Consider the following 18,854-nt stretch of genomic DNA (forward strand, 5'->3'; position numbering starts at 1 on the left):
GAGGGATGCGGCCGCTGCTGCGGCAATCTGTCCGACGGTCTCTCGGGGGCTCATGCTCGGACGCCTGGATGAAGATCCCGAGAAGTCGGCAAGGTTGAAATATTGTTCGCAACAGTTGCTTGACGTTATCGAACTGCGCGCGCCCGTCTTGCGATGTCATTGAGAATAGCATATCAAGAAATCGTAGCGGGCGAAGTTGCTGCGCATTCTATAGCGCATGCAGGACAGACGGTGACGCCGCGGGTTCGATCCGCGGAACGAGCGAGCATCGGCGCAAAGGCGGTCGAGTTGCTTGCGTACCCTATTCACTGCATCGCGTCAGGAGAGCTCTTCCGATTATGACCGACATCGAACACTCCGCGGATTATGTCGAACTGACCGTCGACATCGTTTCGGCTTACGTGAGCAACAACCCGGTGCCTCCCGGCGAACTGGCTCAGTTGATCACGCGCATTCATGGGGCGCTGACCCAGATTGCCAGCGGCCAGATCGAGGCCAAGACGCCTGCCGCGCAGCTTCAGCCCGCAATCTCCGTGAAGAAGTCGGTGACGGCCGATCACATCATCTGTCTCGAAGACGGACGGACCTTCAAGTCGTTGAAGCGCCACCTGCGCGCCAAGTACGACATGAGCCCCGAGCAATACCGCGCCAAGTGGGGCCTGCCGCCCGACTACCCGATGGTTGCTCCGAACTACGCCAAGGCGCGTTCGGACCTCGCGAAGGCGATCGGTCTCGGACAGACCCGCAGCGGGAACTACGACGAAGCGGCTTGAGGCTGCGACCACTCCGGAGCACCCGTGGTCTCCGGAGCCCGTCTCCATTGGCGAAAAGGCCTCGATCGCGTCGCGACCGGCCCCAACCACCCCGAACCGGGACGGGCTGACGAGCGGTCGGCAAAATGGCCGTCAAGACTTGAACTAGGATATTTTTCCCGTACTGTCGGCGTACTGTCGGCGTTCTGGCGCGTGCCACCGCTGTCTTGAGTACTGGAACAAACCATGAACATTGATCGGACTGCCCCGTCGATCGCTGCCGTGCGTCCGGCCCGGGAGTATGGCGCCCGCCCTCTGCACGCCCGTTGCGGGAACGAGGTGTTGAGCCCCAATGCCCGGCGTCTTCTCAACGCCCTCGCGCAGGAAGGCGCTTACGCGCTGCCCGATCCCACCGAGACCGAGGAATGGATCGTCCGGGAGGGCGGTACCGGCATCTCCGTCGGCGGCGGTCGCTTCGGGCGAAGCGCGGCCGCCGAATTGCTGGCCCGGGATCTCGCGGAATGCGGCTCGGGACGCCGGGCCCGCCTGACGATCAGCCCGGCCGGACGGGCGCGGTTGCGCCGGGAAGCGGCCGGCCCGCAGACACCCTATCTCGCCCAGCATCTCGACCTCGTGAGCAGCCTCGTCGCGCCGGACCGGCCGGTCCGCGATGCTTCCGAGAGCCCCCTGGCCTGGATGGCGCGGCGGCGGGATCGCGACGGCACGCCTCTCATCGACGCAGCCTGCTTCGAGGCGGGGGAACGCCTGCGCCGGGACCTGACCGGGGCCGCGCTGATGCCGCGGATGGGTCAGGATTGGAGCGGCGTAAAGGTCGATGGATCAGGTCCGCGGGATCCGGCCGCCGGCTCCGACGCGATGCTGGCCGCACGCCAGCGGGTCCGGGCGGCCCTCGATGCCGTCGGCAGCGACCTGTCCGGCCTGCTGATCGACCTGTGCGGCTTCCTCAAGGGCCTGGAGCGGATCGAGGCGGAGCGACGCTGGCCGGCCCGCTCGGCGAAGGTGGTGGCGCGGATCGCCCTGGCGCGCCTGGCCGAACATTATGGGCTGGAGCGCGCGGCGGTCGGGCCGGACCGTGCCCGGTCGCGCCTGTGGCGGGAAGCCTCGGTGCAAGCGGCGCGGCGGGGCTGATCGGTTCTTGGCGGGGACCGTTCAGGCGGCTGTCAGGCGGATCGCATCCCGGTGGATGCGATCCGCCATGGCCCGGACGCCGTTGGAACGCTTCGAGGTCAGATGGGCCCCGAGCCCGATCTCCTTGAAGGTCTGGAAGACGTCGACCTTGGCGATGTCCTCCGGCGCCTTGCCGTCATGAAGGGCCATGACGAGGGCGATCAACCCCTTGGTGATCACCGAATCGCTGGTCCCCCGCAGGTGCAGGCGGGGCGGGGTCTCGGCGCGATCGATATGGGCGTCGACCCAGACTTGGCTCTCGCAGCCATGGACCCGGTTCTCCTCGGTCAGCAACTCCTCCGGGAACGGCGGCAGGGCACGCCCGAGTTCGATCAGATACTCGTAGCGGTCCGGGCCCTCATCGAGGATGCCGAAATTGTCGATGATCGTCGCAATATCTGGAAGCATGGGTGGGGGAACGGCTCCTGTGCGGCGGCACCCCTGCGCATATAGTCCATGCCGGCGCCAATGCGATCCTCAGGACGGCTGCGCCAGGACCTCGGGGAGTTGCAGCGCCAGGGGTTCGGCGGCCGTACCGATGCCCCGAACGGCGATCTCGGCCTGCGAAGCATAGGCGGCGATCAGGCGAGGGCCGAGATTCGGCACCTCGAGCTTGCCGGGGGCGGCGCCCTCTCCCGCTCCGGAGACAATGCTGAGGCGCACGGGACCACCCGCCGCCGCGTCGATCTGGATCGCGATGGTGCAGGCGACCGTCTCGGCGGTGGTGTCGAGGCATTCCGACACAACCTCGGCGACGATCATCCCGAGGGCGTTGGCGGTGCGCGGCTCGACGAGGCTGGTGCCATGACCGCCGACGGTGACGCCGATGCGCCCCGCCCGGCGCAACTGGCCAAGGCCTGAGGCGAGCCGGTGCAGGTAGTCGCGCAGGTCGATGGAGGCGATGTGGGGTGCCTCGTGAAGGTGCTGCTGCACGAGGGCGATGGCGCGGACCCGTTGACCGAGCGCCTCGAAGCTGCCCCGGCAGGGGGCCGGCGCGGCACGGCCGTAGAGACCGATCAGGCTGACCATCACCTGGAGGTTGTTGCGCACCCGATGGTAGACCTCGGCGAGGAGCGCCTCCTTCTCCACCAGCGCGCGCTCGGAATGCTCCTCGGCATGCTTGCGGTCGGTGATGTCGAAGCAGGTCCCGAGAAAGCCGACGAAATCGCCGTTCTCGCGCAAGGGCTTGGCGGTATCGAGCAGCCACCGGTAGGCGCCGTCGTGCCGGCGCAGGCGGAACTCGGACGTGAACGGTTCCTGCGCGGCGAACGCCTTGGCCACGATGGCGGCGTGGCGCTCGAGGTCGTCGGGATGAAGGCCGCGACGCCAGCCGTGGCCGAGTTCCTCCTCGACCGAGCGGCCCGTGAAGGCGAGCCAGGATTCGTTGTGATGGACGGCGGCCCCCTGGCGATCGGCACGCCACATCATCAGGGGCACGAAATCGGCGAAACGCCGGAACTCGCCGCACCCCATAACACTCACCGATGCCGCCTCGGTCGACGGTGTGTCCGCGGCCATGATGTCTCGATCCACCCGTTCCAAACACCGGCCCCGTCCGAGCCAGCGCCGGTCAACGTGCCGGGCATGGGCCCGTTCCGATCCTACGTTGTGATGGGGGGCCGCCATCCGCTGCCGGCATGGATGCCGCGGGACGGCGGCGCCGTCAGAGCATGCTGGGCAGGATCCGGTCGGGCGGCCGATGCCCGTCCATGAAGGTCTTGATGTTGATGATGACCTTCTCGCCCATGTCGACGCGGCTCTCGTGGGTGGCCGAGCCCATGTGGGGCAGGAGCACGACCTTGCCGGCGCGGGCGAGCTTGACGAGGCGGGGGCTCACCGCCGGCTCCTGCTCGAACACGTCGAGGCCGGCGCCGGAGATGTCGCCGGCCTCGATCAGGCGGGCGAGGGCGGTCTCGTCGATGACCTCGCCGCGGGCGGTGTTCACCACCACGGCCTCGGGCTTGAGGAGCTTGAGGCGGCGGGCCGAGAGCAGGTGGTAGGTGGCCGGCGTGTGCGGACAGTTCACCGACACGATGTCGACGCGGGCCAGCATCTGGTCGAGGGATTCCCAGTAGGTCGCGTCGAGGTCGCGCTCGATCTGCGCGGGAACGCGCCGGCGGTTGTGATAGTGGATCTGCAGGCCGAAGGCCTTGGCCCGGCGGGCCAGGGCCTGGCCGATCCGGCCCATTCCGACGATGCCGAGGCGCTTGCCGGTGATTCGGCGGCCGAGCATCCAGGTCGGCGACCAGCCGGTGGTCCAGGCGTCGTCCGGGATGATCCGGGCGCCCTCGGTGACCCGGCGGGCCACGGCGAGGATCAGCGCCATGGTCATGTCGGCGGTGTCCTCGGTGAGGACGCCGGGGGTGTTGGTGACGGTGATGCCGCGCTCCAGGGCCGCGGCGACGTCGATGTGGTCGACGCCGTTGCCGAAGTTGGCGATCAGCCGCAGGTTCGGGCCGGCCTGGGCGAGGAGTCCCGAATCGATCTCGTCGGTCACCGTCGGGACCAGGACGTCGGCCTCGCGCACGGCCGCCATCAGGGCGTCGGGCGCCATCGGGGCATCGTCGGTGTTGAGTCGGATCTCGAAGAGCTCGCGCATGCGCGCCTCCACGACCTCGGGCAGACGCCGCGTGACGACCACGAGCGGCTTGCGCTTCAACGACGACATGCACCCTCCCCGCGAACGGTGTCGGCCAGCCCCGATCCGACCCGGCCGGTCTCCGGCGCGATCTCCGATGCGGGGGCGACACCGCCGGCTTACCGCGCGTTAACCACGCACCGGTCAAGACATTCGAGACGACCGGGCCGACAGCCGGAAGGCCACGACCCCAGGGTCCCCTCGACCCTAGGGCCTCTCTACCAGAGAGGCCGCGGAACACAATGCACGCCGGGGCCGGCCGCCACCCTTCGGCTCGCACCGGACAGCGTGAAGGATCACCGGACGATGCGCGCGCCTGCCCTGCTCCTCACCCTCGCGACCCTGTTGTCGGCCGGCGCCGCCGCGGCCGCCCCGGCGTCGGGGGCCGGCCCCGACGTCGCCCTCGGGCCGGTGACGAAGCTGCCCCTGCCGCGCTACGCCAGCCTGAAGACCGACCGGGTCAACCTGCGCGAGGGCCCCTCGAAGGACCACCGCACCCTCTGGGTGTTCCAGCGGGCCGGCCTGCCCGTCGAGATCGTGGCCGAGTTCGAGACCTGGCGCCGCATCCGCGATTCGGAGGGCACCGAGGGCTGGGTGCTGCACTCGCTGCTCTCGGGCCGGCGCACCTCCATCGTCACCGCCGGCAAGGGGGGCGACAAGGCCCCGGTGCCGCTCTACGCCAAGGCCGAGGAGGCCTCCGGCGAGGAGGCCCGCCTCCAGGCCGGCGTCATCGGCAGCGTCAAGACCTGCACCGGCGCCTGGTGCCGGATCATCGTGGCGCTGCCCCAGCGGCGCGGCGACGTGGACGGCTACATCCGCCAGGACCGGCTCTGGGGCGTCTATCCCAACGAGAAGGTCGAGTAGGCCGCCCCCGTCGGCGACGGGCGCCCCTTACGATTGGCGCATGAAGGTGTCGGGCGTCCCCGTGCCGTCGGTGACGAAGCGGATGTCGCGCGGCTCGCGCCGGGGCGTGTCGACGGAGAGGAACACCATCGGCTGCTCGAGGATCTCGGGGACCGCGTGCACCACCCCGCGCTTGAAGAACACCAGCTTGCCGGGGCCGACCTCCACCGGCGCCTCGTCGCCGAATGTCATCAGGCAGCGCCCGGACAGCACGTAGAGGTACTCGTCGCAGGAGGCGTGGCTGTGCGGCGGCGTCGGATGGTAGACCCGGAACACCCGGGCGCTGGCCGCCGGATCGTCGGTGAAGCGGTGATCCGCCACCATGGTGTCGGAGGTCTCGGGCAGGCGCGCGGCCTGCTCCGCCACGTCGAAGACGCCGTGCGCCGTCAGGCTGTCCGTACTCATCGCATGCGTATCCTTGATTTTGCCGGTTGTCTCGCAGCCCCGGCAGAGTAGCGGGAAACGCTGCCGCCGGGGAGCCGGTCCCGGGCGGCCCCCTCGGGCCCGGAAACCGCGCGCGGCGCGGCTCAGCCCGCCCACCGGATCGTGTTGCGGCCGGCCTCCTTGGCCTCGTACAGGGCGCGATCGGCCCGCCGCGCCAGGTCCTCGTAGCTCTCGCCCGACCGGGCGGCGGCGATTCCCATGCTGAGGCTGAGGGACGCCACCGGCTGGCCGCCCAGGGCCAGCGGTGCGTTCTCCACGGCCGCCCGGACGCGCTCGCCGACGCCCCTGGCGAGGTCGAGATCGCTGTGGGGCAGGAGGATCATGAACTCGTCGCCGCCGAGCCGGCCGACCCGGTCCCCGGCGCGGACATGCGACGACACCAGGGCGGCGAAGTGCCGGAGCGCCTGGTCGCCGGCCTGGTGGCCCCAGCGGTCGTTGATCTGCTTGAAATGATCGAAATCCACGGCGATCAGGCTCAGGGAACCCGGCGCCTCCGCGCGCAGCCAGCGCCGGGCCTCGGCCTCGAAGCCCCGGCGATTGAGGGTCCCGGTCAGGGCGTCGGTGATCGCCGAGGCGGTCATCTCCTGGCCGTGCGCGGCCAGGGCCGCGGTGAGGCGGGCCCGGGCGGTCACCTCGGCGGCGACCGGCAGGCAGGTCACGAGCGTCACGGCCAGGAAGGCCTGGAAAGCCTGGGCCTGCGTCGCCGCGTCGGCGGCGATCAGGATCATCGGCCCGCGCCCCTGCATCGTGGCGATCCCCCCGATGACCGCGACCAGCATCACGGCAGCCTCCACGCCGAGGCGTCCGACCCGGAACGTGACGAGCATCAGCGGAGGAAAGATCGCGAAGAGCAGGGGCCGCGTCGCCAGTAAGAAGACGCCGTAGGCGACGAGGCCCACCAGGACCAGCAGCGCGGCCGAAAGGCCTCGTTCGCGCCAGGTCTTCCGGGCGAAGCCGTCCACGAAGTCGCCCCGAACGACCGTGGAGAGGAAGGGTGTGAAGACCAGGAGGCCGAGGCCGTCGCTGGCGACCCAGGTGGCGAAAGCCTTGGGCAAGGGTTCGCCGTACAGGGCGAAGGCCGTCAGGCTGCCGGGAACGGCGCTCACCGCGGGCGCCACCAGGCCCGCCACCAGGATGAAGCGCAGGACGGCGCCCGTCGTGTGCAGGATGCCCTCCCGCTCGCCCGATCGCCGCAGGAGGGAGACGGCCAAGCCGACCTCGATGAGATTGGCGAGGCCGTAGAGGATCGCTCCCGCAGAGGCCCCCCGGGTGATCAGGTTGGCGGCGACGCCGGCCACGAAGCCCGCGCTCAGCACCGCGCCCCAGCGCGGCCGCTCCTGCGCGAGCAGGAGGGCCACGAGGATTGCGTTGGCCGGCCAGATGGTGGCGATGTCGCGTCCGTTGCTCGTCAGATGGATCGTCAAAGCGGCGGCTGCGAAGTACGAGATCGCCGCGAGGAACCAGATCCCCACGATCGGATGCCCAATCAGTCTGACTAAGTCTCTGATGATCATGCCTAAATCTAAGGCTTGTCAAATTAATTATCAGTTAAATCCGATAAAACTCGACTAAAGGCTGAATCCATGACTGTAGTTGCATCGTGGATCTGCGTATCAACCCGGATCATCCCGGAGCGTCGCGGTTTGCCGGCGAGGCCGGCGGTCGCGGCTCTGCGGGCCGCCACGGCCGATCACCCGGCCTTTTAGACCCTGCGCAAGCCGCCCCGAGCGCGTGCGCGAATCCGGATCGGCGCGTCCACCGCCCGGTGCAGGGTCGGCCTGCGCCGGTGCTTCATGCACGCCCCCTCTCCGGGAGATGGGCTTGTCCGGGCACGACGCAGGCGGGCGCGCATGATGTCCTGTTCCCTCCGATGCGTCGTCGCGCATCGCTGTCCACTCGGAAGTCTTCCGATCATCTTGTTGGGCGAGCAGGATGATTCGTCTTAACAAAGGACTGATGACGAAATTGTGATTTCGTCTTGGATGATGCCATTCAGGTCTTTTCGGGGGGCCTCGAAACGTCGGCGTCCCACCAATGCCCACCTTTCGATCATGTCCGTTTGCCGGCACGGATCGCTCGCCGGACGCCGCGGTGACGTCCGCGCGTCTCGATGTCCGGGCGGCGATGAAGCTCAGGATCGAACCAATCCGGCCGCTTCAACGCCTGATCCCGGGGGAACATCCGGTCGTTGCCGGCCGAGGCCGGAATGGAGCGCGGGCCGTCCCGCCGCGCGATGCCCGGGACCGGGGAGCGCCGGGCGGTTCCATCGACCCGGGATCGGGTCGTCATCGGGCGTCTGCCCTCTTCGCGACCGGCAGAATCCCACCATCGCGCGACGATGAATAAAGTCCATGAATAGGATTTTATGTTTGACAGCGCGACGCTCCTGGGGTATCAACAGGGCACGCTCAGGAAGTGTGAGTGGCACGGGAGACGGCGATGGCGAAGCTCGTGCCGATCGTCGCCTCGATCCGGGGGGCCGTCGAGGCGGCCATGCGGGACACCACGCGCCCCGTCACCGCCATCGCGGCCGAGACCGGGGTGCGGGTCACCACCATCCGGACCTGGAACAAGCGCTTCGGCTGGCGCCCCGCGGCGGCGACGGCCTCAACGGCCTTCACCCCCGCGCGCTGGAAGCCGGCGCGGCGGGCGGCGGTGGCCCGGCTCTACCGCGAGGACTGGATCGACATCGGCGACCTCGCCCAGGCCCTGGGCGTCGCCCGGCACCGGGCCGAGGCCCTGTTCGCCCAGTGCGGCCTGGAGGGGCGCCGGCCCGGCGAGGTCGGGCGCGCCCTGGGGCTGGACGCCGATCCCCGCCGGATGCGGGCAGCGCTCCGGGCGCAGATCGCCCGGCAGATCCTGCATTTCGACGCGGCCCTGAACGGGGCGGCGGGCGCTCCGGCCTTCGACAGCGCCCGGGTCCTGCGGGATCTCGGCGGCCTGAAGCGCCTTCTCGACGAGACGACCGACGACGGGGCGGGGGGAAGCGATGGGGCAGGCTCCGGCGACCACGACGCGACCGCCCGCGACGGGGCGGGCGACGACCTGCCCGCCCTGCGCGCGGAGATCGCGCGGCGCGCTGCGGCACTCGGCGGCGAGCGGGCGGATGCCGGCCCTGCTGGCGAGCCTGCCGCCGCCCCTGATCCGGGCCCTGGCGACTGACTGGCTGCTGGCGGCGCGGGACGACCAGCTTCCGCCCTGCCCGGCCCTGCCGGACTGGACCACCTGGGCGGTGATCGGCGGGCGCGGGGCGGGCAAGACCCGCACCGGGGCCGAGTGGGTCCGCGCCCTGGCCCTGGGCGACCCGGCCTTCACCGCCCGGCCGGTGGGGCGGATCGCCCTCGTGGGCGAGACCTTCGCGGACGTGCGCGACGTCATGGTGGAGGGGCCCTCCGGCCTCCTCGGCTTGGCCGGGCAACGGCCGCGCTGGTCGCCCTCCCGCCGGCGCCTCGACTGGGACAACGGCGCGGTCGGCCTCGCCTTCTCGGCCGAGGAGCCGGATTCCCTGCGCGGGCCCCAGTTCGGCGCGGCCTGGTCGGACGAGATCGCCAAGTGGCGCTACGCCGAGGCCGCCTGGGACATGATCCAGTTCGGCCTGCGCCTGGGGCACCGCCCGCGGGGCCTCGTCACCACCACGCCCCGGCCGATCCCGCTGCTGCGGCGGATCCTCGCCGACCCGCGCACCGTGGTCAGCCGGGCGCGCACCGCCGACAACGCGGCGAACCTCGCCCCGGCCTTCCTCGAGGCGGTGGTGGGCCGCTACGCCGGCACCCGGCTGGGGCGCCAGGAGCTCGACGGCGAGTTGATCGCGGACCGGGCCGACGCCCTCTGGAGCCGCGACCGCCTGGAGGCGGCCCGCGTCCCGGCGGCGCCGGAGGCCCTGCGCCGCATCGTCGTGGCGGTGGACCCGCCGGCCTCCTCGAAGGCCGGGGCGGATGCCTGCGGGATCGTCGCCGCCGGCCTCGACGCCGCCGGCCACGCCTACGTGCTGGCCGACGCCACCTTGGGCCGGGCCGCCCCCGAGGCCTGGGCCGCGACGGCGCTGGCGCTCTACCACCGTCTCGCGGCCGACAGCCTCGTGGTCGAGGTCAACCAGGGGGGCGAGATGGCCACCGCCGTCCTGCACCAGGTCGACGCCGCCGTGCCGGTGACCCCCGTGCGGGCGACGCGCGGCAAGTACCTGCGGGCCGAGCCGGTCTCGATGCTCTACGCACAGGGCCGCGTCCACCATGTCGGCGCCCTGCCGGCCCTGGAGGACGAGCTCTGCGACTTCGGGCCGGACGGCCTCTCCTCCGGCGCCTCGCCGGACCGCCTCGACGCCCTGGTCTGGGCCCTGACGCATCTCCTCCTGCGCAGCGGCCCCGAGCCGCGCATCCGGCGGCTCTGACGCCCCGTCCACACCGACGCTTCCGCGAGGCCCCGATGGCGAACCTCCTCTCCCGGCTCGTGCGCCGCGCCGCGCCCGCGGCCCCCGACAGCAAGGCGGCGCCCCTCGCGGGCCTCGGCGTCGCCTTCTACGGCGAGGGCCCGGCCTCCTGGACGCCGCGGGACATCGGGGCGCTGGCCCGCGCGGGCTTCCAGAGGAACGCCATCGTGCACCGGGCCGTGCGGCTGGTGGCCGAGGCCGCCGCCGCCCTGCCCCTCGGGCTGGCGGGGACGTCCGCCGCCGGGCCGCACCCGCTGGCGGCGCTGCTGGCCCGGCCGAACCCGCGCCAGGGCGGCGCGGCCCTGCTCGAATCGCTCTACGGGCACCTGATGGTCTCCGGCAACGCCTACCTCCAGGCCACGGGCCTCGACGGCGTGCCCCGCGAGCTCCACGCCCTGCGGCCCGACCGGATGCGGGTGGTGCCCGGCCCCGACGGCTGGCCGGCGGCCTACGACTACGCGGTGGGCGGCCGCACCCTGCGCTTCGACCAGGGCGCGGACGGCGTGGCCCCGATCCTCCACCTCACCCTGTTCCACCCCACCGACGACCATTACGGCCTCTCCCCGATGGAGGCGGCGGCGGTGGCCCTCGACATCCACAACGCGGCGGGGGCCTGGAACAAGGCGCTCCTCGACAACGCCGCCCGGCCCTCCGGCGCCCTGGTCTTCGCCACCGCCGCCGGCTCCACCTTGAGCGACGCGCAGTTCACCCGGCTCAAGGGCGAGCTCGAGGCGAACTACCAGGGCGCCGGCAATGCCGGGCGGCCCCTGCTGCTGGAGGGCGGGCTCGACTGGAAGCCCCTGGCGCTCTCGCCCAAGGACATGGATTTCGTCGAGGCCAAGAGCGGGGCCGCCCGCGAGATCGCCCTCGCCTTCGGGGTGCCGCCCCTGCTGCTGGGCCTGCCCGGCGACAACACCCACGCCAACTACGCCGAGGCCAACCGCGCCTTCTACCGCCAGACCGTGATCCCCCTGGTGCGCCGCACCGCCGAGGCCCTGGCCCACTGGCTGGAGCCGGCCTTCGGCCCCGCCCGCCTGGAGCCCGACCTCGACGCCATCGAGGCCCTGGCCCCCGAGCGCGAGAGCCTGTGGCGCCGGGTCCAGGCCGCCGACTTCCTCACCGAGGCGGAGAAGCGCGAGGCGGTGGGCTACGGGCCGCGCTGAGGTCGGACGGTCCGCCGGCCCAAGCCCGCCGGCCCAAGCCGCAGATCCCGTGTCTCAGGTCTCGTCCAAAGCCGGAGGGTTCGTCTCGGACTGGCTGGCCGGCCGCACCTGCGCCGACCCGGAACAGCGGACGAACGCCACGGGATAAGCCGGAACGTGCCGATCCTCGGAGACGAAGACGGCGCCCTCGGCGTTTGCCTGGGCGATGAGCAGGTGATCCCACGGATCCCCGTGGTGGCGCGGAAGGTCACCGAGGGCCAGCAGATGCGCCGGGGCGATCCCGATGATGTCGAAGCCCTGGTCCCGCACCGCGTCGAGGATCCTGTCGAGGTCGGCCTTCAGCTTTCCGACCCGCACCTTCACCTGGATCTCCCAGAGGGACGCGACCGAGACAAGCACGTCGTTGGCGGGGTCCGCGATCATGTCCTGGGCGGCCTGGCCGAGTCTCGGGTCCGCGAGCAGCCACCAGAGCAGGGCGTGCGTATCGAGAAGAAGCCTCATTCCCCCCGGCTTTCCGAATTCGCGCCCTCCAAATCTTCGCCCACCAGATCTTCGCCCACCATGGCGGCCAGCAGCTCAGGAGGCAGGACATCGAAATCCGGTGCCATCTCGATCTGCCCGCGCAGGGTGCCGGGCCGGCGCAGACGGGACGGTGGGGGCGGCTGCACGATCGCGATCACCTCGTTGTGGGCGGTCACCGCGAAGGATGCGCCGTGGCGCACCTGCCGCATGAAGCCGGCGAAGTTGCCGCGAAACTCGCGCACGCCGACCTTTCGCGGCGGCTCTGGTGAAGCCTCGTCGTCCTGGGCCATGACCCGCCTCCATTGTGCACACACGATGTGTACACAGCGGAACGAAGCGGTCAACGCGAACCACCCCGGTCCGTCGCACCGGTACTCACCACCGCCCCCCGTCCCCTCGCAGGGTCCTGCTCGCGGCGGCTCGAAGGATAGGCCCGAGCCGGCCGTCTCCCTCTCAAACCACGCGGCGGAGTTTCCCATGGACGGCCATTTCACCGGCTATGCCAGCCTGTTCGGCGTGCCCGACCTCGGGCGCGACGTGGTGGCGCCGGGCGCCTTCGGGCAGAGCCTCGCGACGCGGGGCGTCGCGGGGGTGCGGATGCTCTGGCAGCACGATCCGGCCGAGCCGGTGGGGCGCTGGCTCGCCCTGCGCGAGGATGCCCGCGGCCTGCGGGTGGCGGGCCAGCTCAACCTCGCGGTCCAGCGCGCCCGCGAGCTCGACGCGCTGCTCGGCGCGGGCGGCCTCGACGGGCTCTCGATCGGGTTCCGCACGGTGCGGGCGCAGCCCCAGCGCGGCGGCCTGCGCCGGCTCGAGGCGATCGACCTCTGGGAGATCTCCCTGGTCACCTTTCCGCTCCAGGCGGGCGCGCGGATCGCCGCCCCGGCCCAGGCGGGCCTCGCCACGGCTCGGGCCGCCGCCGCCCTGGCGCAGGACATCCGGGCTCTCGCCCACCGCATGGCGCCGCCCCGGCGCGCGGCTTCCCCCTCCACCCGGCCCGGGCCCCGGCCCGCCGCCATCCTGCCCGCCCGCTCCGCGAGGTTCGCATGACCGTCCCCGTCCCGTTCGAGACCCACGCCGCCGCCCCGCGCGCGCCCGAGATGAAGGGCGCCTGGCCGCCCCTGGAGGACAAGGCCGCGGGCCGTGCCTCGAACGATCCGGCCCCGTCCGACCCGGCGGTGGGCACCGCCATGACCGAGCTCGCCCGCGCCTTCGAGGCGTTCAAGGAGACCAACGACGCGCGCCTGGCCGCCATCGAGGGCCGCGCTCCGGGCGACGTGCTCACCGAGGAGAAGCTCGCCCGCATCGACGCCGCCCTCGATACGGCGCGCACCCGCCTCGACCGCCTCACCCTCGACGGCCGCCGCCCGCCCTTGGGAAGTGGCGCGCCCCTGGGCCAGGGCGGGCCGGCGCCGCGCGACGGGGCCAGCCTCGAGCACAAGGCGGCCTTCGACCTCTACGTCCGGTCCGGCGAGAGCGGCGGCCTCAAGCGGCTCGAGGCGAAGGCCCTCTCGGCGGGGTCCGGCCCGGATGGCGGCTACCTCGTGCCGGCCGAGGTCGAGCGCATGGTGCTGACCCGCCTCGCCGCCCTGTCGCCGATCCGGTCCCTGGCCACGGTCCGGGTCATCTCCGGCGGGCAGTACAAGCGCGCGGTCTCGGTGCGCGACGCGGTCTCGGGCTGGGTCGCCGAGACGGCGCCGCGGCCGCAGACCGACTCGCCGGTCCTGTCCGAGCTGACCTTCCCGGCCATGGAGCTCTACGCCATGCCGGCGGCGACGCAGACGCTCCTCGACGACGCCGTCGTGGACATCGATGCCTGGCTCGCCGACGAGGTCGAATCGGCCTTCGCCGAGCAGGAGGGCACCGCCTTCGTCACCGGCAACGGGGTCAGCCGCCCGCGCGGCTTCCTCACCTACGACACCGTCGCGAACACCGCCTGGGTACCGGGCAAGATCGGCACCGTCGCGACGGGCGTGTCCGGTGGCTTCGCGGCCGCGAACCCGTCCGACGTGCTGTTCGATCTCGTCTACGCCCTGCGGGCGGGCTACCGGCAGAACGCCACCTTCGTGATGAACCGGCGCCTGCAGAGCACGATCCGCAAGTTCAAGGACGCCGAGGGCAACTACCTGTGGCAGCCTCCCCTGGCCGCCGACCGCGCGGCCACTCTCCTGGGCTTCCCCGTGGCCGAGGCGGAGGCGATGCCCAACGCGGGCGCCAACAGCCTCTCCCTCGCCTTCGGCGATTTCCGCCGCGGCTACCTCGTAGTGGACCGCGCCGGCCTGCGGGTGCTGCGCGACCCCTACTCGGCCAAGCCCTACGTGCTGTTCTACACCACCAAGCGCGTCGGCGGCGGCGTCCAGGACTTCGACGCCATCAAGCTCCTGTCCTTCGGGGCGTGAGCCCGACACCCCCGGCCCCCCCGGGCCCGGGGGTGTCCGCTCCGAAGAGCGGGATCAATCTCTGGCTCGGGCCCGAGACCCAGCGCGACGGCGGGACCGGCAGGCTTCAGGAACCCCATCCGTGCGGCTCTCCCGCGAATGGCAGTGATCCGATGGCAGACCGTCCCGATGGCGCGGACGCCCTGACCGTCATGATCTCGGGCGGCTTCGCCCTGGCCTACCAGGCGGCGCTGCCGGCCTTCGAGGCGATGCCGGGCTGCGCGTGCGGACCCTGTCGGGCGCCTCCCAGGGTCAGGGTCCGAAGACGATGCGCATCAGCGGGAGCACGGCGCGGCGGTCGACGTGGTGCCCCTCTCAAACGAGGGTCTGCACGACCCGGTGGAGGCGGGGTGGATCGTCGCAGGTTCGACTGTCGCTCCGGCGAGCCCCCCTCACCTCGGATCGGACCGCGGACGCGATCCGCAGCACGGGCATGACCCCCGCCAAGCCCGGCCCGGCCCCGTAGGTCGGCAGCCGTTGTCACCGAGCGCCTCGGCCTACCGCCGGCCCGGCTTGGTCATCCAGTCCGACCGGGTCGCGCCGATGGCGGCGCCGGAGGGCATGCGGGCGAAGTCGGCCGCGCGGGCGTTGATCCAGCCGGCATGCTCGCCGGTGGGCGTCACGGCGGTGAAGCCGCCGCAGGCGGTGCGGGCCTTCCGGTCCTGGCGCATGGCGCCGCTGGACCAGCTCACCACGCCGACGATCTGGTAGCCGCCGGGGCCGCCGCGCAGGATCGGGCCGCCGGAATCGCCCAGGCAGGCACCGGCCCCCGCCGTCTCGGCCATGCGGCGGCGGTCGGTGACCACCGTGACCCGGTTGGCGACCTGCAGCGAGCCGATGGAGACGAGGTGGGCCTGGCGCAGGGTCCGGGCGGTGTTGCGCCGGTTCTCCGCGACCACGCCGAAGCCCGCGATGTCGACGGCGTCGCCGGTGTTGATGGCGCCGCCGCGGGGATCGAGGGGCTGGAAATCGCCGCTCAGGGGCTCGGCGAGCTTGATGACCGCGAGGTCGATGCCCGGCTGGTCCTCCGGCGTGGTGCCGGGCACGAAGTCGGGATGCATGGCGAAGGCGATGGCGTTGATGCGGCGCGAGCGGAACGCCCGGTCGACCGCCACCACGCTGTAGCCGGCCTGATGCATGACGCAGTGGGCGGCGGTGAGCACGAGGTCGCGGGCGATGAGCGTGCCCGAGCAGATCTCGCCCTGGGTGCTCTCGATCCGCACCACCGAGGCGCGCAGGCCGTTGGGATCGCGCGAGACCTCGCCGTTGATCACCGCGGAGGCCGGCAGGGGCGCCAGCGCGCCGAGGGCCGCCGCCAGCACCGTCGCTCCGATCCGGAGGCGGGTGGGACGGGTCGTGTGGCGCACAGCCTTGCTGGGGGCAGCCTTGCGCAGCGCGGTCGGCAACATCGTGTCTCTCCCGCGTCCGGCGATGTTCTGGACGAGAACGGCGTGGAGCCTATCGGAAGGCAATGGCTCGGCCAAGCTCTGGTTCCGCGGACCTTTCGTCATCCGCAGACCCGTTCAGACGCCGGACCAGCGCGCGGCGCTGCCCCAGCCCGACAGGGTCCGGTCGATCCAGTCGCGCTGCGGCCCGAGGAGGACGCCCTGCGAAACGCCGCCGCAGGCCTTGCCGGCGGCCCAGGCGGAGACCGCGAGGACGGCGGGCCCCGCGCCGATCGGCCCGCCGGAATCGCCCTGGCAGGCGCTGGCGCCGCCGGGACCGGCCCCGAGCCAGACCAGGAGGCGGCTCGGTCCGTGGGGCTCGATCACGCCGAGCTCGACGCTGCGGTAGGTCCCGGTGCTGCGGGCATCCCCGGCGGCGGCGACGCCGTAGCCGGACAGGGTCAGGCGCTCGCCCGCCCGCGGCAGCGCGGCGCTGAGGGCGGCCGGCACGAAGCGGCCCGGCAAGGGGGCGGCCAGGCGCACCAGGGCGAGGTCGACCGAGCGGCGGCGCCCCGCCACCGCACCCGCATCGTAGCCCGGATGGAGCGCGCGGGCCGTGATCTCGGCCAGCACCGGCGCGCCGGCCGCGTCCTTGTAATGCACCCGGTGCTCGGCCCGGGCCGCCACGCAGTGGCCGGCGGTGAGCACCGCGTCCGCCGCCACGACGATGCCGGTGCAGACGCCGCCGTTCGAGGACAGCACCATCACGGCCGAGCCCGCCGCCTCGGGGGCGGGGCGGCCCCCCACCACGGCGCCGGCCGGCCCCGAGGCCGGCGGTCCCAGCACGGCCAGCAGCACCGGAAGCCCCAGCAGGGCCGGGGCCCCGCGCCGCGCCGCGCGGCGGGTCCGGCCAGCGTTGCGCGCCATCGCGATCCCTTTCCTGGACGGCCCCCACACGGAGACGACGATGACCCCGATACGCGTCGACGATGCCCGCGTCGAGCCGGTGACGCTGGCGGAGATGCGCAGCGTCCTGCGCCTGGACCCGGACGATGGCGGGGCCGAGGATCCCCTGGTGGAGCGCCTGATCGCGGCGGCCCGGGCGCAGGTGGAGGTGGCCACCCGGCGCATCCTGGCGCCGGGGCGCTACCGCGTGATGCTCACGGCCTGGCCCGGCGACGGCTGGCTGCCCCTGCCGCTCAGCCCCCTCGTGGCCGTGGCGCGGACGGGCCTCGTCGATCCCGGCGGCACCGTCACCGACCTCGCCGCCGGGCTCGTCCGGCCCGGCGCGGACGGGATCGAGGCGCCCGGCCTCGTCATCGACCCGGCGGTGCCGGCCCTCGACCGGCGCGCCGCCCTGATCGAGGTCGACGCGGGCTACGGCGGCGCCGGGCCGCCGCTGCCGCCGGCCCTGGCCCAGGCGATCCGGCTCCTCGTGGCCCACGCCTTCGAGCATCGCGGCGACGGGGCCGGCGACGACGTCCCGCCGCCCGCCCTTGCCGCCCTGGTCGCGCCGCTGCGGCGGCTGCGCCTGTAGCGCGCCCCGTCCCGGAGATCGCCGCCATGCCCCAGCCCCTCTCCCCCGTGCCCATCGGCGCGCGCCGCCGACGCTTCGTGCTCGAACGTCCCGTGGAGACGCCGGACGGCTTCGGCGGCGTGGTGCGCCGGTTCGAGGCCGGCCCGCTGCTCTGGGGGGCGATCGAGCCCCTGCGCCCGGTCGAGCGGCTCCGCTTCGGCCGCGCCGAGGCGGTCGCCACCCACCGGATCCGATTCCGCTTCGGCCCCACGATCACGCCGGCGATGCGCCTCGCCAGCGGCCCGCGCCGCTTCGCCGTGCGCAGCGCGGGCGATCCGGACGGGCGCCGGCGCGACCTCGTCTGCCAGGTCGAGGAACTCAACGTCGAGGAACTCGGTGCCGGGGCCGCCGCATGAGCCTCGCCCCCGCTCCCGCCGGCTCGCCCACCAGCCCGCTGCTGGCGCTGCGCGCCGCCATCCTCGCCTGGCTCGCCACCGACGCGCCCCTGGCGCGGCTGATGGGCGGGTCCCTGCGCCTGGCCGACGAGCCGCCCCGGGGCGTCGCGCCGGTCTACGCCCTGTTCGGGGACGCCGAGATCCGCGACGATTCCGTCGACGGCGCCCGGCGCCACCGGCACGCCCTCGGCCTGACGGTCTTCGCCCGGCCGGGCTCGCTCCGCAGCGCGGTGGATGCCGCCGAGCGCATCGCCGACCTCCTGCACGACGCGCCCCTCGCCCTCGCGGGCCACGCCCTCGTGCGCCTCGACCTGGAGGCCATCGCCGTGCGGCGCGACCCCGCCAGCGGCGAGGCCCGCGCCACCCTGACCCTGCGGGCGATCACCGAGCGCCTCTCCGCCTGACCCCTCGATCCACGGAGCCCCCCATGGCAGCCCAACGCGGCAAGGACCTGCTCATCCGCATCGCCTCCGGCAGCGGCTTTCTCGCGGTGGCGGGCCTGCGGGCCCGCCAGATCGCCTTCAACGCCGAGACGGTGGACGTGACGAACGCCGATTCCGCCGGGCGCTGGCGCGAACTCCTGGCCGGGGCCGGGGTGCGCCGGGCCGCCCTCTCGGGCTCCGGGGTGTTCCGCGACGAGGCCTCCGATGGCCGCCTGCGGCAGGTGTTCTTCGACGGCAGCCTGGAGACCTACCAGATCGTGGTGCCGGCCTTCGGCACCCTGGAGGGCGTCTTCCAGATCACCAGCCTGGAATACCGCGGGGATCACGCCGGGGAGGTGACCTTCGACCTGGCCCTCGACTCGGCCGGCCCCCTCGCCTTCACGGCCGCCTGATGGCCAACCGCCGGCGCGGCGAGGTGGCCCTGGCCCTGGGCCCCGAGCGCTACACCCTCTGCCTCACCCTCGGGGCCCTGGCCGAACTCGAGGATGCCCTCGGGGCCGCCGACCTCACCGAGCTCGCCGCCCGCTTCGGCGAGGGGCGGCTCAGGAGCCGGGACCTCATCGCGCTCCTCGGCGCGGCCCTGC

General features: G+C 72.8%; 22 protein-coding genes. 13 read left to right on the plus strand and 9 right to left on the minus strand.

Annotation, left to right across the window (positions count from 1 at the left end; translation table 11 throughout):
* Positions 1 to 338 precede the first annotated feature (338 nt).
* The gene (locus tag ASF18_RS08895) at positions 339 to 773 is read left to right on the plus strand and encodes a MucR family transcriptional regulator (RefSeq protein ID WP_056350909.1); all 435 of its coding nucleotides are present in this window, start codon (positions 339 to 341) and stop codon (positions 771 to 773) included.
* A gap of 321 nt (positions 774 to 1,094) precedes the next feature.
* Positions 1,095 to 1,901 carry a DUF6456 domain-containing protein gene (locus tag ASF18_RS08900; protein WP_244472634.1) on the plus strand — a complete coding sequence of 269 codons (807 nt, stop codon included), beginning with the start codon at positions 1,095 to 1,097 and terminating at the stop codon, positions 1,899 to 1,901.
* Between the two features lie 21 nt (positions 1,902 to 1,922).
* On the opposite strand, the gene ASF18_RS08905 is transcribed toward ASF18_RS08900, so the two are convergent.
* The 3 genes from ASF18_RS08905 to ASF18_RS08915 all read right to left on the minus strand — a co-directional run bounded on the left by ASF18_RS08905 (position 1,923) and on the right by ASF18_RS08915 (position 4,608).
* A complete protein-coding gene (locus ASF18_RS08905) occupies positions 1,923 to 2,348 on the minus strand; it encodes a SufE family protein (RefSeq protein WP_056350912.1) in 426 nt (141 codons plus the stop codon).
* Between the two features lie 69 nt (positions 2,349 to 2,417).
* Positions 2,418 to 3,458, minus strand: a complete 1,041-nt coding sequence (locus ASF18_RS08910) for a PAS domain S-box protein (protein ID WP_056350915.1) — start codon at positions 3,456 to 3,458, stop codon at positions 2,418 to 2,420.
* Positions 3,459 to 3,603: 145 nt separating this feature from the next.
* Positions 3,604 to 4,608, minus strand: a complete 1,005-nt coding sequence (locus tag ASF18_RS08915; protein ID WP_056211971.1) for a D-glycerate dehydrogenase — start codon at positions 4,606 to 4,608, stop codon at positions 3,604 to 3,606.
* A 276-nt stretch (positions 4,609 to 4,884) separates the two neighbouring features.
* On the opposite strand from ASF18_RS08915, the gene ASF18_RS08920 reads away from it, so the two are divergent.
* Positions 4,885 to 5,442, plus strand: a complete 558-nt coding sequence (locus tag ASF18_RS08920; RefSeq protein WP_056211969.1) for an SH3 domain-containing protein — start codon at positions 4,885 to 4,887, stop codon at positions 5,440 to 5,442.
* Positions 5,443 to 5,469: 27 nt separating this feature from the next.
* On the opposite strand, the gene ASF18_RS08925 is transcribed toward ASF18_RS08920, so the two are convergent.
* Together ASF18_RS08925 and ASF18_RS08930 are read right to left on the minus strand one after the other, a co-directional pair.
* Positions 5,470 to 5,886 carry a cupin domain-containing protein gene (locus tag ASF18_RS08925; protein WP_056211967.1) on the minus strand — a complete coding sequence of 139 codons (417 nt, stop codon included), beginning with the start codon at positions 5,884 to 5,886 and terminating at the stop codon, positions 5,470 to 5,472.
* Between the two features lie 122 nt (positions 5,887 to 6,008).
* Positions 6,009 to 7,397, minus strand: coding sequence for a GGDEF domain-containing protein (locus tag ASF18_RS08930; RefSeq protein WP_200917545.1), 1,389 nt, complete (start codon positions 7,395 to 7,397; stop codon positions 6,009 to 6,011).
* 967 nt (positions 7,398 to 8,364) lie between these two features.
* On the opposite strand from ASF18_RS08930, the gene ASF18_RS08940 reads away from it, so the two are divergent.
* From ASF18_RS08940 to ASF18_RS08950, 3 genes are read left to right on the plus strand one after another with little or no spacing between them, the layout of a single operon-like run.
* Positions 8,365 to 9,087 (plus strand): hypothetical protein, encoded by a 723-nt coding sequence (locus tag ASF18_RS08940; RefSeq protein WP_056211963.1) that lies wholly within the window; start codon positions 8,365 to 8,367, stop codon positions 9,085 to 9,087.
* On the plus strand, positions 9,032 to 10,312 hold the full coding sequence (locus ASF18_RS08945) for a terminase family protein (protein ID WP_056211960.1): 1,281 nt from the start codon (positions 9,032 to 9,034) through the stop codon (positions 10,310 to 10,312). Before ASF18_RS08940 ends, ASF18_RS08945 begins: the two co-directional genes overlap by 56 nt.
* Before the next feature lie 35 nt (positions 10,313 to 10,347).
* A complete protein-coding gene (locus ASF18_RS08950) occupies positions 10,348 to 11,514 on the plus strand; it encodes a phage portal protein (protein ID WP_056211958.1) in 1,167 nt (388 codons plus the stop codon).
* A gap of 54 nt (positions 11,515 to 11,568) precedes the next feature.
* On the opposite strand, the gene ASF18_RS08955 is transcribed toward ASF18_RS08950, so the two are convergent.
* Together ASF18_RS08955 and ASF18_RS08960 are read right to left on the minus strand one after the other, a co-directional pair.
* On the minus strand, positions 11,569 to 12,015 hold the full coding sequence (locus tag ASF18_RS08955) for a type II toxin-antitoxin system VapC family toxin (RefSeq protein ID WP_056350920.1): 447 nt from the start codon (positions 12,013 to 12,015) through the stop codon (positions 11,569 to 11,571).
* Entirely contained in the window at positions 12,012 to 12,326 is a 315-nt protein-coding gene (locus ASF18_RS08960; RefSeq protein ID WP_056350923.1) for a hypothetical protein, read from the minus strand. The genes ASF18_RS08955 and ASF18_RS08960 overlap by 4 nt, the downstream gene beginning before the upstream one ends.
* Before the next feature lie 187 nt (positions 12,327 to 12,513).
* On the opposite strand from ASF18_RS08960, the gene ASF18_RS08965 reads away from it, so the two are divergent.
* Together ASF18_RS08965 and ASF18_RS08970 are read left to right on the plus strand one after the other, a co-directional pair.
* Positions 12,514 to 13,083 carry an HK97 family phage prohead protease gene (locus ASF18_RS08965; protein WP_056350924.1) on the plus strand — a complete coding sequence of 190 codons (570 nt, stop codon included), beginning with the start codon at positions 12,514 to 12,516 and terminating at the stop codon, positions 13,081 to 13,083.
* Between the two features lie 140 nt (positions 13,084 to 13,223).
* The gene (locus ASF18_RS08970) at positions 13,224 to 14,432 is read left to right on the plus strand and encodes a phage major capsid protein (protein ID WP_244472643.1); all 1,209 of its coding nucleotides are present in this window, start codon (positions 13,224 to 13,226) and stop codon (positions 14,430 to 14,432) included.
* Positions 14,433 to 14,968: 536 nt separating this feature from the next.
* On the opposite strand, the gene ASF18_RS08975 is transcribed toward ASF18_RS08970, so the two are convergent.
* Complete coding sequence (locus tag ASF18_RS08975; protein ID WP_082487285.1) at positions 14,969 to 15,880, minus strand: trypsin-like serine protease; 912 nt, start codon at positions 15,878 to 15,880, stop codon at positions 14,969 to 14,971.
* A gap of 114 nt (positions 15,881 to 15,994) precedes the next feature.
* A complete protein-coding gene (locus tag ASF18_RS08980) occupies positions 15,995 to 16,783 on the minus strand; it encodes a S1 family peptidase (RefSeq protein WP_082487288.1) in 789 nt (262 codons plus the stop codon).
* Between the two features lie 40 nt (positions 16,784 to 16,823).
* Between ASF18_RS08980 and ASF18_RS08985 the strand changes: the two genes are divergently transcribed.
* From ASF18_RS08985 to ASF18_RS24655, 5 genes are all read left to right on the plus strand, one after another.
* Complete coding sequence (locus ASF18_RS08985) at positions 16,824 to 17,393, plus strand: hypothetical protein (RefSeq protein ID WP_056350926.1); 570 nt, start codon at positions 16,824 to 16,826, stop codon at positions 17,391 to 17,393.
* 26 nt (positions 17,394 to 17,419) lie between these two features.
* The gene (locus ASF18_RS08990) at positions 17,420 to 17,788 is read left to right on the plus strand and encodes a head-tail adaptor protein (protein ID WP_056350929.1); all 369 of its coding nucleotides are present in this window, start codon (positions 17,420 to 17,422) and stop codon (positions 17,786 to 17,788) included.
* Positions 17,785 to 18,231 (plus strand): DUF3168 domain-containing protein, encoded by a 447-nt coding sequence (locus ASF18_RS08995; RefSeq protein ID WP_056350931.1) that lies wholly within the window; start codon positions 17,785 to 17,787, stop codon positions 18,229 to 18,231. Before ASF18_RS08990 ends, ASF18_RS08995 begins: the two co-directional genes overlap by 4 nt.
* 23 nt (positions 18,232 to 18,254) lie before the next feature.
* Positions 18,255 to 18,662 (plus strand): phage major tail protein, TP901-1 family, encoded by a 408-nt coding sequence (locus ASF18_RS09000; RefSeq protein WP_056211943.1) that lies wholly within the window; start codon positions 18,255 to 18,257, stop codon positions 18,660 to 18,662.
* Positions 18,662 to 18,854 (plus strand): GTA-gp10 family protein (locus ASF18_RS24655; RefSeq protein ID WP_244472635.1); only part of this gene is annotated, 193 nt, incomplete at its 3' end. The genes ASF18_RS09000 and ASF18_RS24655, both read left to right, overlap by 1 nt.

Origin of the sequence: Methylobacterium sp. Leaf89 (assembly GCF_001422215.1) — a bacterium.
In the GTDB taxonomy this organism is placed as follows: Bacteria; Pseudomonadota; Alphaproteobacteria; order Rhizobiales; family Beijerinckiaceae; genus Methylobacterium.

Bases quoted from the DNA above. Each gene is read 5' to 3' on its own strand.
- ASF18_RS08895 (WP_056350909.1), top strand. From the start codon at position 339: ATGACCGACATCGAACACTCCGCGGATTATGTCGAACTGACCGTCGAC.
- ASF18_RS08905 (WP_056350912.1), bottom strand. From the start codon at position 2,348: ATGCTTCCAGATATTGCGACGATCATCGACAATTTCGGCATCCTCGAT.
- ASF18_RS08910 (WP_056350915.1), bottom strand. From the start codon at position 3,458: ATGGCCGCGGACACACCGTCGACCGAGGCGGCATCGGTGAGTGTTATG.
- ASF18_RS08915 (WP_056211971.1), bottom strand. From the start codon at position 4,608: ATGTCGTCGTTGAAGCGCAAGCCGCTCGTGGTCGTCACGCGGCGTCTG.
- ASF18_RS08920 (WP_056211969.1), top strand. From the start codon at position 4,885: ATGCGCGCGCCTGCCCTGCTCCTCACCCTCGCGACCCTGTTGTCGGCC.
- ASF18_RS08925 (WP_056211967.1), bottom strand. From the start codon at position 5,886: ATGAGTACGGACAGCCTGACGGCGCACGGCGTCTTCGACGTGGCGGAG.
- ASF18_RS08940 (WP_056211963.1), top strand. From the start codon at position 8,365: ATGGCGAAGCTCGTGCCGATCGTCGCCTCGATCCGGGGGGCCGTCGAG.
- ASF18_RS08945 (WP_056211960.1), top strand. From the start codon at position 9,032: ATGCCGGCCCTGCTGGCGAGCCTGCCGCCGCCCCTGATCCGGGCCCTG.
- ASF18_RS08950 (WP_056211958.1), top strand. From the start codon at position 10,348: ATGGCGAACCTCCTCTCCCGGCTCGTGCGCCGCGCCGCGCCCGCGGCC.
- ASF18_RS08955 (WP_056350920.1), bottom strand. From the start codon at position 12,015: ATGAGGCTTCTTCTCGATACGCACGCCCTGCTCTGGTGGCTGCTCGCG.
- ASF18_RS08960 (WP_056350923.1), bottom strand. From the start codon at position 12,326: ATGGCCCAGGACGACGAGGCTTCACCAGAGCCGCCGCGAAAGGTCGGC.
- ASF18_RS08965 (WP_056350924.1), top strand. From the start codon at position 12,514: ATGGACGGCCATTTCACCGGCTATGCCAGCCTGTTCGGCGTGCCCGAC.
- ASF18_RS08970 (WP_244472643.1), top strand. From the start codon at position 13,224: ATGACCGAGCTCGCCCGCGCCTTCGAGGCGTTCAAGGAGACCAACGAC.
- ASF18_RS08975 (WP_082487285.1), bottom strand. From the start codon at position 15,880: ATGTTGCCGACCGCGCTGCGCAAGGCTGCCCCCAGCAAGGCTGTGCGC.
- ASF18_RS08980 (WP_082487288.1), bottom strand. From the start codon at position 16,783: ATGGCGCGCAACGCTGGCCGGACCCGCCGCGCGGCGCGGCGCGGGGCC.
- ASF18_RS08985 (WP_056350926.1), top strand. From the start codon at position 16,824: ATGACCCCGATACGCGTCGACGATGCCCGCGTCGAGCCGGTGACGCTG.
- ASF18_RS08990 (WP_056350929.1), top strand. From the start codon at position 17,420: ATGCCCCAGCCCCTCTCCCCCGTGCCCATCGGCGCGCGCCGCCGACGC.
- ASF18_RS08995 (WP_056350931.1), top strand. From the start codon at position 17,785: ATGAGCCTCGCCCCCGCTCCCGCCGGCTCGCCCACCAGCCCGCTGCTG.
- ASF18_RS09000 (WP_056211943.1), top strand. From the start codon at position 18,255: ATGGCAGCCCAACGCGGCAAGGACCTGCTCATCCGCATCGCCTCCGGC.